This is a genomic window from Proteus sp. MB838, assembly GCF_054767435.1.
The window spans coordinates 1-12,676 of the sequence record NZ_BAABMO010000061.1 but is presented as its reverse complement, the minus strand read 5'-3'; the positions used below and the strand labels follow the sequence as shown (position 1 = coordinate 12,676).

General features: G+C 39.7%; 10 protein-coding genes and 1 pseudogene. 9 read left to right on the top strand and 2 right to left on the bottom strand.

Features of this window, described 5'->3' with window-relative positions; all coding sequences use genetic code 11:
* The 9 genes and pseudogenes from ACYUCW_RS17035 to ACYUCW_RS16995 form a co-directional block, all read left to right on the top strand.
* A pseudogene (locus ACYUCW_RS17035) lies at nucleotides 1-500 on the top strand (alcohol dehydrogenase); the annotation flags it as partial.
* A gap of 51 nt (nucleotides 501-551) precedes the next feature.
* Nucleotides 552-3,980 (top strand): choline trimethylamine-lyase, encoded by a 3,429-nt coding sequence (gene cutC / locus ACYUCW_RS17030; RefSeq protein WP_004249184.1) that lies wholly within the window; start codon nucleotides 552-554, stop codon nucleotides 3,978-3,980.
* A 103-nt stretch (nucleotides 3,981-4,083) separates the two neighbouring features.
* A complete protein-coding gene (cutD, locus tag ACYUCW_RS17025; RefSeq protein ID WP_004249185.1) occupies nucleotides 4,084-5,034 on the top strand; it encodes a choline TMA-lyase-activating enzyme in 951 nt (316 codons plus the stop codon).
* A 16-nt stretch (nucleotides 5,035-5,050) separates the two neighbouring features.
* On the top strand, nucleotides 5,051-5,557 hold the full coding sequence (locus ACYUCW_RS17020) for a BMC domain-containing protein (protein WP_049202968.1): 507 nt from the start codon (nucleotides 5,051-5,053) through the stop codon (nucleotides 5,555-5,557).
* A complete protein-coding gene (locus ACYUCW_RS17015; protein ID WP_004249187.1) occupies nucleotides 5,557-6,201 on the top strand; it encodes a phosphate propanoyltransferase in 645 nt (214 codons plus the stop codon). Before ACYUCW_RS17020 ends, ACYUCW_RS17015 begins: the two co-directional genes overlap by 1 nt.
* Nucleotides 6,202-6,218: 17 nt before the next feature.
* A complete protein-coding gene (locus ACYUCW_RS17010; protein ID WP_049202967.1) occupies nucleotides 6,219-6,923 on the top strand; it encodes a hypothetical protein in 705 nt (234 codons plus the stop codon).
* A gap of 34 nt (nucleotides 6,924-6,957) precedes the next feature.
* The gene (locus ACYUCW_RS17005) at nucleotides 6,958-7,374 is read left to right on the top strand and encodes a DMT family transporter (RefSeq protein WP_004249190.1); all 417 of its coding nucleotides are present in this window, start codon (nucleotides 6,958-6,960) and stop codon (nucleotides 7,372-7,374) included.
* 82 nt (nucleotides 7,375-7,456) lie between these two features.
* Nucleotides 7,457-7,783, top strand: a complete 327-nt coding sequence (locus tag ACYUCW_RS17000; protein ID WP_004245856.1) for a DMT family transporter — start codon at nucleotides 7,457-7,459, stop codon at nucleotides 7,781-7,783.
* A gap of 206 nt (nucleotides 7,784-7,989) precedes the next feature.
* Nucleotides 7,990-9,126, top strand: coding sequence for a protein-tyrosine phosphatase family protein (locus ACYUCW_RS16995; protein WP_004249191.1), 1,137 nt, complete (start codon nucleotides 7,990-7,992; stop codon nucleotides 9,124-9,126).
* 80 nt (nucleotides 9,127-9,206) lie between these two features.
* On the opposite strand, the gene ACYUCW_RS16990 is transcribed toward ACYUCW_RS16995, so the two are convergent.
* Nucleotides 9,207-12,284 carry a MexW/MexI family multidrug efflux RND transporter permease subunit gene (locus ACYUCW_RS16990; protein ID WP_460409112.1) on the bottom strand — a complete coding sequence of 1,026 codons (3,078 nt, stop codon included), beginning with the start codon at nucleotides 12,282-12,284 and terminating at the stop codon, nucleotides 9,207-9,209.
* A 12-nt stretch (nucleotides 12,285-12,296) separates the two neighbouring features.
* Nucleotides 12,297-12,676 (bottom strand): efflux RND transporter periplasmic adaptor subunit (locus ACYUCW_RS16985; RefSeq protein ID WP_460409110.1); only part of this gene is annotated, 380 nt, incomplete at its 5' end.

Below are 12,676 nucleotides of genomic sequence, written 5' to 3'. Positions count from 1 at the left end.
AAGGGGATAACTTACTTGCTCGCGAAAAAATGCACAATGCATCTTGCATCGCAGGTATGGCATTTACTAATGCGTCGTTAGGTATTACACACAGTCTTGCCCATGCATTAGGCGGTGTTTTTCATGTCCCTCATGGCCGTGCGAATGCGTTATTGATGACACATGTTATTGCCTTTAATGCCAATCTTCATGGTGATTGTAATAGCGAAGCAGCGAAGCGCTATGCCTACCTTGCCCAAAGTTTAGGATTACCTGCGCAGACGGTAAAAGAAGGCGTTATCAGCCTTATTGTCGCCATTAATGTATTGAAAGATGAAATGGGTATGCCGAAGAGTATTCGCGATACCGGTGTCAGTGAAGCGGACTTTTATGCCCGTTTAACGGAAATGGTCGGACAGGCTTTACGCGATAGCTGTACGCCGACAAATCCGCGTGACGTAAACACACACCAATTAGAAACATTGTATCGTCAGGCATTTGCCGGTGTATCACACAGTTAATGCTCAATTAATACCGATTAGGTCTAGTAAAGAACATCAGGAGAGCCTCACATGGCCAAATATTCTTTGACGCCACGCGTAAAAATGCTGGCAGAACGTTTAGTTTCACGTAACAGTTCTATTAGCACAGAGCGTGCGACGATTTTTGATTCATTAGATAACAATATTGCCGGTGTGCCCCAAGCGATTAAACCTGCACAACGCTTTTATCAGTTTATTCGTCATTTTCCAAGCTATATCGCTCAAGATGAGCTTATTATCGGTAGCCAATCCTCAACACCACGTGGTGCGATTTTCCACAGCGAAGAAGAAGTGCGTAGTGACTCTATTTATCGCTTTTTAAGTATCAATAATAGCGTTGCATCACCTGATTATATGCTGGTGGTGAATCAAGGTTTCTTAGCCATCAAAGCACAACTTGAAGATAGAATGAGAAGCATTGGTAGTGCGGTAAATCGTAGCAGTATGGATGAAGCCAATTTCTGCAAATCGGCGATTTATGCATGTGATGCGGCACTTTATTTTGCACAACTACTGTCAGCTAAAGCAGAAAATTTAGCCGCAATGGAAGGTAATCCATACCGTAAAGCTGAATTATTAGAAAGCGCGGCTATTTTACGTAAAGTACCCGCCAAGCCAGCAGAAACCTTTAAAGAAGCGGTACAAGTTTTCTATTTATTACAGCTTATTCTTCATCTGGAGAATGGTAGCTACGCTATCAACCCAATGGGCTTTGATAAAGCACTATACCCATTCTATCAACGTGATATTGACCAAGGTCGTTTAACGCCAGCACAAGCTTATGAAATTGTTGAAAGTCTTTGGCTAAAACTGGCTGAGCTATCCGAAGTGCGCGCAACGAAAGAAGTCGATGGCTATCCAATGTTTGATGCCATGACCCAAGGTATCGATATTAACGATCCTCGCGTCAGTATTAACGAACTTTCAGAAATGTTGTTATCAGCGCGCGCTAATCTATCAGCATTACACAGTTCACTACAAGTCCGTTTATATAACGGTCGTATGAATACACCACCGCAATATGCTTCACCTTCAGCCAATGTTGTTACACCGGCGACAGCAAATGGTGAGTTGACTGTAATGGAAGGCTTAACTCCCCGTCTACAGCGCCTGCGTAATCGTTATTTAGAGGCTCGTCCTAGTGTTTCAATTTATAGAGCATTAGCCTTTACTGAAATTGCTCGCAATAATCCTGGTTTACCGCCTATTTTATTGCGTGCTAAAGCTTTCCGCCGTGCTTGTGAAACCGCACCTATCTTAATTCAAGATGAAGAGCTTATTGTGGGACATCCTTGTGGGAAACCGCGTGCTGGCGCTTTCTCTCCTGATATCGCATGGCGTTGGGTACGTGATGAACTCGACACCATGAGCACGCGCCCACAAGATCCATTCCAAATTTCAGAAGAAGACAAAAAAGTCATTCGTGAAGAGATAGTGCCATTTTGGGAAGGTCGCTCTTTAGATGAAATCTGTGAAGCGCAATACCGCGAAGCGGGTGTATGGGAGTTCAGTGGTGAAACCTTTGTCAGCGATCTCTCTTATCATCAAATTAATGGTGGTGGTGATACTTGCCCTGGTTATGACGTGCTGTTATTCACCAAAGGGATGAACGGTATTAAAGCCGATGCACAAGCGAAATTGGCTGAATTAAGCATGGAAAATCCTGCTGACATTGACCGTATCTATTTCTATAAAGCGTCGATTGAAAGTTGTGAAGGTGTTATCGCTTATGCTCATCGTATTGCCGAGCACGCCCGTGAATTAGCCTCTAAAGAGAGTGATCCACAACGTCGTGAAGAGTTATTGACCATTGCTCAAGTCAATGAAAATGTTCCTGCTAATCCACCAAAAACATTGCAAGAAGCACTGCAAAGTATCTGGACTGTAGAGTCATTGTTTGAAGTTGAAGAGAACCAAACGGGACTTTCTTTAGGTCGCTTAGATCAATACTGTTTCCCAATGTATGAAAACGACATTAAAACAGGTCGTTTAACGCGTGAACAAGCACTGGAAATGATGCAGGCCTTTATCATCAAATGTGCCGAATTAATGTGGATGTCTAGCGAACTTGGCGCAAAATATTTTGCCGGCTATCAACCCTTTATCAACTTAACGGTGGGGGGACAAAAACGCTCAGGTGGCGATGCTTGTAACGATTTAACTTACTTGATTATGGACGCAGTACGCTTTGTGAAAGTGTATCAACCTTCGCTGGCTTGTCGTATCCATAACCAATCACCACAGCAATATATGGAAAAAATCGTTGATGTGGTCAAAGCGGGAATGGGCTTCCCTGCCTGTCACTTCGATGATTCTCATATCAAGATGATGTTGCGCAAAGGCTTCGACTTTGAAGATGCACGCGATTACTGCTTGATGGGCTGTGTTGAACCACAAAAATCAGGTCGTATCTATCAATGGACATCAACGGGTTATACCCAGTGGCCAATTGCCATTGAATTTGTATTAAATCGTGGTCGTATGGTGCTGTTTGATAGCTACCAAGGCTTAGACACCGGCGATTTACGTGATTTACGTACTTATGAGGATTTCGATCGCGCGGTTAAAGAGCAAGTCGCACATATTATTCGTTTATCAGCAATTGGTACGGTTATCAGCCAGCGCGTTCACCGTGACATTGCCCCAAAACCACTCATGTCGCTATTGGTTGAAGGTTGTATGGAGCAAGGTAAAGACGTGACAGCGGGTGGTGCGATGGTTAACCACGGACCGGGTCTGATCTTCTCTGGTTTAGCCACTTATGTCGATTCTATGGCGGCAATTCGCAAACTGGTTTATGAAGACAAAAAATATACCTTAGAGCAAATACGTGACGGCTTATTAGCTAATTTTGAAGGGCACGAAGAGTTACTGCGTGACTGTTTAAATGCACCGAAATTTGGTAACGACGATGATGTTGTTGACCAATATGCGTTAGACATTACCGAATGGACTGAACGTGAATGCCGTAAATATAAAATGCTCTACTCCACATTTAGTCACGGTACGTTATCTATCTCTAATAACACGCCAATTGGTGAATTAACCGCAGCAACACCAAACGGTCGTTTAGCATGGAAACCATTATCAGATGGGATCAGCCCTACACAGGGTGCCGATAAACATGGCCCAACTGCCATCATTAAATCCATCAGCAAGATGAATGTTGAAACCATGAATATCGGTATGGTTCATAACTTTAAATTCCTCAAAGGCTTGCTAGATACCAATGAAGGGCGCCAAGGATTAATTACCTTATTAAGAACCGCCTCTATTTTGGGTAATGGTCAGATGCAATTTAGCTATGTCGATAATGAAGTACTGAAAAAAGCCCAATTAGAGCCTGAAAAATACCGCGATTTAATTGTCCGGGTTGCTGGCTACAGTGCGTACTTCGTTGAATTATGTAAAGAAGTTCAGGATGAAATTATTAGTCGTACTGTGATTGAAAAATTCTGATCATAGACCCAAGGAGGGCTAAGTGTCCTCCCTATTAATCGCGACAAGACAAGATGTAAATTTATCGAACAAGGATGTTTGATGCAGATTTGGAGGCGTAAAGATGGAGACGGCAGCAGAAATAAGAGGGCGGATATTTAATATCCAAAAATACTCTATTTATGATGGTGATGGTATTCGTACTCTGGTTTTCTTAAAAGGCTGTAATATCCGCTGCCCTTGGTGTTCAAACCCAGAAGGTCTTAGCAGTGAATTTCAGGTGATGTACTCTCGCGATAAATGCGTAGATTGCGGTAAATGTGTTGATGTGTGTCCGGCTGGTGTGCATTACATGACAACCAATGAGCAAGGTCAGCAAGTTCATCGCGTTGATCGCGCCGTTGATTGTATTGGATGCCGTAAATGTGAAGAAGTGTGTCTTTCTGATGCACTGGATATTATGGGTAAAGATGTCTCTGTATCTGAATTGATGGACATTATCATGCAAGATTACGACTTCTATATCTCTTCCGGCGGTGGTGTCACAATCGGTGGCGGCGAAATGAGTTTACAAACGGATTTTGCTGTAGCTCTGCTACGTGAATGTAAAAAGATGATGATCAATACCGCGGTGGAAACACAAGCAACCACTAATGTAGCTAATTATGAAAAATTAGCGCAAGTCGTTGATCAATTTCTAATTGATATCAAACACATTGATACTACTCAGCATAAAGCATTATTTGGCATTGGTAATGAGAATGTCCGCCGTAATTTAGAGCGTTTGATGGATCTCGGTGCAAATGTGGTTATCCGTATGCCTTTAGTGCGAGGTTATAACGACTCTTATGATGCGATTACTGGTGCGATTAACTACGCCATGGCGCTGTCAAAACGCGGTAATCTTCAGCGCATCGATATCCTACCTTATCACCAATTTGGCCGTAATAAATACCAAAAATTGGAGATGATCTACCCCATTAAAAACGATCCGGGATATACGCCAGAAGAGCTCGATCGCTTAGAAGCCTTCTTTAAACAATTTGATTTTGAGATCCGTCTTGTCCGCCACTAATCAGTAGGAGAGAAAGATGAACAGTTTAGGTGTGATTGAAACACGCGGATTAACCGCTGCGATCCAAGCTGCTGATGCGGCTTGTAAAGCTGCCAGTGTTGAAATTATCGGTTATAGAAAAATTGGATCAGGGTTAGTTTCTGTCTGTTTTCAAGGTGAGATCAGTGCGGTAAAAACAGCGGTTGAGCATGGTGTAGATGTGGTGAGCCAAAAAGAGTTGGTTATCGGATCACTCGTCATAGCAAGACCAGAGCCAAGTGTTATCACCAAATTGTTGACAATAAAAGGTAAGAAAAAAAGCGCTGTTATTAGTGAAGAAACACAACAGAATGCGTTCAAAACGCTGGCTGAAAACAGGGTTGAAACTGTCATAAAACTCGAAAGTGGCGATAGTGACGCGACAAAAGAAGTTGCAGAACGACAGGCTCAAAATAGTGCCCCTGAAACTAAAGCAATGACAGCAGATAAAGCACCAAGTAGTAAAAAAGAGAGTAAACCTGAAAGCCGTAAAGGTAAAAAATAATGATTAATCAACAACTAATGGGAAAAATTCTCACTCGTTTAAATATCCCCAATGTGGGAATGGGCATAAATCAAGGGATCGCTATTCCTGTTGGTATTTCTAATCGACATGTACATCTTTCACAACAAGATGTAGATGCGTTATTTGGTCACGGCTATCAGATCACCCCGTTTAAAGATCTAAAACAACCGGGACAATTTGCCGCCAAAGAGTGTGTGATGGTAGTCGGGCCTAAAGGCTCTATCAGTAAAGTTCGTGTTTTAGGGCCGGTTCGTCCACAAAGCCAATTAGAAATTTCAAAAGCAGATTGTTTTGCATTAGGTATAAAGGCACCCGTGCGTGGTTCCGGTGATTTAGCAGGCTCCGGTAATGCGGTTTTAATGGGGCCTGCGGGATATGTGGAATTAAAACAGCAAGTCATTTGTGCTCAGCGTCATATTCATATGAATAATATTGATGCTAGAGCGTTAAATGTGACCAATGGTCAGAAAGTGCATGTAAAAACAGAGGGTGAACGTAGCCTGATTTTTGATGAAGTGATTGTGCGTGTCAGTGAGAAATTTGCATTGGAATTTCATATTGATACCGATGAGGCAAATGCGGCAGGACTTAGAAATAACGACAGCGTGTTTATTGTCAGCTAAGACCATGAGGTGAGGTAATGGACAATCAATTAATTGAACGGATTGTTGCAGAAATAGAAAAGCGTATAAAAAAGCCGGTGTTGTTAGTTTTAACACCGGCGCTGGGATATCGTGATGAAATCTATCAACGCATTAGCCATTTTTCCACTGTACGGGCCTCTATTTTTGTTACCACACAGGCACAGCAATGCCATGATTTATCGCAGTGGTGCCATGTAGGGGATATCACTAAAGCCGATGAGTTTGATCCCCATAGGTTATCCGCTTATCAGGCATTATTTATTCCCTATTTTGACAAAAAGCTGGTGGGGGAAATTATTAATGGGTTAATGATTAGTGAAGAAGGAACACTTATTCATTCCGCATTGGCTAAAAATATTCCTATTATTGCATTACCTTACTTTTGTCAGCCAAACAGTGAAATTAATGAAATTTTAGGTTTAAACCAAAATGAACACTATAACTTAGTGCTAAAACAGAATATTGAACGATTAATATCAATGGGTATTACTTTTTGCTCAATAAATGAAGTTGAAGATAATTTAAAAAAGAATGCTTTTGATCACAAGTTAAAATTTATTAATAAAACGGAAACAAAACAACCGAATAATAATCGCTATATTACTTTGAAACAAGTAATGAGCAACCCTGAAAAATACCAATTATCACAAGATAAATTAACCGATTCTGCTATTGAATATTTAAAAAGTTTGAAAGATTAAAATATACCATATCTAAAAATTTAGGAGTCTTATTATGTCCCCAAAAGCAAAGTCATGGCTTTGGATGCTGGCGGTTATTATTTCAGAAACCTCAGCAACCTCGACCTTAAAAATGTTTGATAATAGTGAAGGAATAACAAAGACATTATTATTAGGATTAATTATTGTTCTTTATATTGTTTGTTATTATTCATTATCTCGTGCAGTTAAAAATATCCCAGTAGGCTTAGCTTATGCCACCTGGTCCGGAACCGGTATCTTAGTTGTATCTACTTTAGGTATGGCATTTTACGGTCAACATCCTGATACGGCTGCTATTATTGGTATGGCAGTTATTGCCAGCGGGATCGTCATTATGAATCTGTTTTCGAAAATGGGTTCCGAAGAAGAGTCAGAAGAAACGACGGAGTTATCAAATATAAAACAGACTGTATCGTCAGTGAATAAATAAATCTATTTCTTAATAATCTATATTTAATAAAACTATTTTTTAATAAATAAGTACTTTATTAAAATAAATAAGGATAACCATTATGTTTACCGGATTCTTATGGCTGGCGCTGTCTATTGGTTCTGAAATCACGGGCACTTCAATGATTAAAAAGACCAATGGCTTTAGTAAATTAGCTCCCTCTGTTTTAGTGATTGCCGCTTACTGTATTTGCTATTTCGCTTTAACACGTGCAATGGGCTATATCCCTGTTGGTGTGGCATATTCCTTGTGGTGTGGATTTGGTATTGTTGGGGTAACATTAGTTGCCATGATTTTATATAAACAAAAACCCGATCTACCCGCTATATTCTCAATGGCATTGATTATCTCTGGTGGGATAATTATGAATACCTTTTCAACGATGTAAGATAAGTTTATAAACAAGAGACTAAATTGTCTTTTAATTTTAAATGCCGATATGTTATTCAAAAATATCGGCATTTTTATATTCACTTATATTCATTTCTTAAAATGAATATAAGTGAGAAAAGATGTTTTTTTTATATTTTAAAGTTTTTATCAATATAAAGTTGGGAGACTGTTATGTAAAATTAAGTTATAAAAGGGTGATATATGCCAAAAATAGTTTCTTATATAAGTACAAAATTTAATAGCGTAAAAAATGCTTTAGGAATAAAAGATACCACGGGAAATCCTAATTTCAGTAGTGTTAAGAATACTAGTGCTATATGGCATACAGAAATTTTATCTGAAAAAAAAGCACCTGTTCTCTATATGCGACAAAATATCAATAACGTAAATAATATCCAAAGATTAGTATCTACAGAAGTTCTTAACAAATTATATTATGATGAAAACTCACCTCAATATGATGAAAATAATTATCAATGTGTACCTAATTCTAGATATAGAATACGATATTGTAAAAAAACTTTAATAGAATCTAATGGGGTATTATTACCTACTAATAATGTGAGTGTTAAGAACTCTCCTTATACGACTATTGCAAGCCAATATCCTCTTAATGATAAAGAGAGTTTAAAACATTATTTTAATATGTTATTTGATAATGATATAAAGACAGTTTATGTTTTAGCCTCGAATAAGGATATTGAATGGGACTTCTCAAAACCTGATATTGAATATGATAAAAGCAATCCTCAGCAGAAAGGGTTTAAATACTTTAGAGAGGATTTTTATTCAGATAATATAAAATCTCGTCACGTTAATAGGTGGGATTTCAGTTTTTTTAAAATAAAAGATAACAATGGGGGATATAAAATTGTAGATAATAAGAATGGAGATAATGAAATTTTACTAAATGAAAGAAGTTTAGATTGCAAAGTATATATTAATAAATTAACTAAAAAAGGTTGTGATGAAAAGAAAAATATAAAATTTGTGCATATTTATAATTGGAGAGATCATACAGCAATAGATGCGACAAAATTAAAAAATACAATTGATTTGATTGGCAAACAATTAACAATAAACCCAACAAAAGAAAATATAGCTGTCCATTGTCTTGCGGGATTAGGAAGAACAGGGGAGTTTATTGCTTTAATGGAGATGATGAAAATGATAGAGGCAGGAAATACAAAAACAAAAAGCTTAGAAAGTATTCTCGTTCATTTAAGGGAAAATCGCAGTTGGCAGGTACTTAAAATGAACGCACAAGTTGATGAGCTGATTAAGTTTGCAATAAATCATAACATTCCTTTAGTCAATGATAATATTGAAATAAAATAATATTTATTCAAAAAATAACTATAACCATCCCCATTGTATTTACAATGGGGATGGGTTTACGACATTAGCGCTTGTTATTTTTATTGCTCACTGATTTGCTGTAATTGTTTTTGACGCTCAGTCTGAGCGCTGACTTGATGGTTTCGTGCTAAGAAGCTGTACATTGTGGGTAATACAAATAGCGTAAATAGCGTGCCAACTAACATACCTGATACAATAATCAACCCTAATCCATAGCGACTATTCGCTCCAGCACCACTGGCAAATAGCAGAGGAATAAGCCCGATAACCATTGCTGCCGTAGTCATTAAGACAGGGCGTAAGCGGATTTTTGCTGCTTCAACAATCGCCTCACGTCGATTTAGATTTTTATGAACTTGCAATTCATTAGCGAACTCCACCATTAAAATACCGTGCTTACTGATAAGTCCTATCAAGGTGACTAAACCAATTTGAGTGTAGATATTTAATGTCACCATACCTAAAGCTAATGGCACTAATGCACCACAAATTGAGAGTGGTACCGTAATCAAAATAATCAATGGATCAACCAAGCTTTCATATTGTGCGGCTAATACCAAATAAATAATGATAAGGGCGGCAATAAACGCAAAGACTAAGGTATTTCCTTCTTGGGTAAATTGGCGAGCATCAGATTGCCAATCATGGCTAAAGCCAGCGGGTAAGGAATTTGCCACATTTTCAAGAAACGCAACAGCTTGCCCCATGGTGACACCCGGTGCCGGAATAGCTTGAAATATAGCGGCATTTTGTTGATTAAATTGCGTTAATTTATTGGGTTCAACTTGAGTGGTAATATTGACCACGGTTGATAATGGAATTAACAGGTTATCTTGAGTACGAATATAGTGCCCTGCAAGTGCTGCCGGAGTTAAACGTTGTTGACGTATACTTTGGGGGATCACATCATAAGAGCGACCATCCATACCAAAGCGATTGATATAGTGTTCACCCACTAATAAGGATAGTGATTCGCCAATATCTTGCATGCGAATACCAAGGGTATTGGCTTTGGCACGATCAATAGTGATCTGCACAACAGGGTTGTTGTAATCAAGATCACTATCCACTACGACAAATAGACCACTTTCTCGTGCTTGCTGTTTGATCTCTTCCATCGTGTCAAATAAAACGGGATAACCTAATGGGCTACGTAACACCATTTGGACAGGTAATCCGCCGACAGAGCCAGGTAATGATGCTAATTGAAAAGCAAAAATACTGCTTCCTTCAACATCCGCAACACGATTTTGTAGGTCTGCCTGAATTTGATTGGCATTACGATCACGACCTTTCCAACCATCAAAATTAATCCCACCAAAGCTTGCTGAAGGGCCATCAGTACCATTGATGATCCATGTGCTGTCTGTTTCCGGTAGGCTCATATAAATATCATCAAGTTTCTGATTAAAATGTTCCGCATAGGCAAGATTTGCATGTTGTGGTGCTTTTACCGCGGTTAAAACGCTCGCTTGATCTTCTAAAGGTGCTAACTCTTGTTTTGTCTGGCTATATAAAAACGGCAAGCTAACAAACACGGCGAAGGCGAAAACGACGGTTAACCAGCGATGAGTTAAAGAAAAATTAAGCAAATAGCTATAGTAATATGCCAATTTATCAAAGGTATATTCGGCTATTTTAGCCATCCTGCCTTCATTTTCTTTCGGTTTGAGCATTAATGAGCTCATGACCGGAGATAAGGTTAATGCCACAATACCCGATACAATGACGCTACCAGCAAGCGTTATGGCAAATTCTTTAAACAGTGCACCTGTTAATCCTGACATGAGACCGATTGGCGCGTAAACGGCGGCTAAAGTGATGGTCATGGCAATAACCGGCCCCGCGACCTCTCGTGCCCCCACTAATGCGGCCTGCACTGGTGATAATCCCTCTTCAATATGACGATGTACGTTTTCAACCACCACTATCGCATCATCGACAGCTAATCCAATGGCTAAAACCATTGCTAGTAAAGTAAGCAAATTAATACTAAAACCAAATGCCAACATTAATCCGGCTGCCCCCAACATAGATAAAGGGATAGCAAGCACAGGAATAATTACAGAACGTAATGAGCCTAAGCAGAGATAAATAACAGCAATAACAATTAAAATGGCTTCAATTAATGTTTGCACCACCTGATCAATAGAAGCTTTAATAAAACGTGAAGTTTCAAAGGCCAGCTCCACATTTACACCTGGTGGGAGTGTTTTTTCTATATCAGTAAGGTTTTCGCGAATACCATCAACAATGATTAACGGGTTACCTGTTGGTGTTGGAAATAGGCCTAAGAAGACGGCTTTTTTGCCATTCATGATGCCACTGGTTTCAGTAGCAGCCGCACCTAGCTCGACGGTGCCAATATCACGTAGACGTATAAGATTATGGCCATCATTGTGGATCACCATATCTTTAAATTCTTCCACATTGGTTAAATCGGTATTGACATAAACATTCGCAATAACAAACTCACCTTCGACCTTCCCGGGAGCTGCTTGGTAATTATTACGGCGAATGGCATCAGCGACATCACTAGCAGTTAAGTTTCGCCCCGCTAATTTATCAGTATCTAGCCATACGCGCATGGCCAGTTGTTGTCCGCCAAAGACTTGTACTTTGGCGACCCCATTAATGGAGGAAAACATCGGTTCAACCACACGAGATAGATAGTCAGTTAATTCTGGAATAGAAATTTGCTCACTGGAAAAGCCAACATAAGCGACTGCGGTTGATTCACCAGAAGAAAGTTCAATCACAGGATCATAAGCTTGTTCTGGCAATTTATAACGTACTTGATTGACCTTGGCCATCACTTGCGTTAATGCTTGTGTCGGATCGCGATTTAACTCCATTCTTACCGTGACAAAACTTTTTCCTTGTACTGAAGATGAAGAAATATAATCAACGCCTTCCACCGAGGAAACGGCTTGTGTAATAGGCTGAGTCACAAAACCTTGCATCAGTTCAGACGATGCGCCAGGGTAGTCTGTTGCAATGGTAATCGTTGAGTTTTGTAACATGGGGTATTGGCGAATAGGTAGTTTACTGAACGCAAATGCGCCCAGTAAAAAAATCAAGGTGCTAACTACTAACGCTAAAACAGGTCGTCGCACAAAAATATCAGTGAATTTCATGAAACACTCCTGTTATGGTTGACGAGTAGTAGATTGGGCCAGTGTTAACGTATCTTGCTCTATGGGGGCTATTGAGGTGCCATCACTAAGTTTGATTTGCCCTGAGGTAACAACTTGATCTCCCTGATTTAAGCCTTCTTTGATCTCGATAAGGCCGTTGTAGCGCAATCCAACTTTCACAGAGACACGCTTAGCGATAAGGTTTTTTTGATTGTCAGATTGCGCTACAAACACGGTATCCCCATAGGCAGTATAAGTAACCGCTGTCTCTGGTACGGTTAATGCCTGATGACGAGTAGGGGAGGTAACTTGAACACGAGCAAACATGCCCGCTTTTAATTTGTTATCGGTATTCGGTAAAATGGCTTGTACTTGCACAGTGCGAGAAGGGC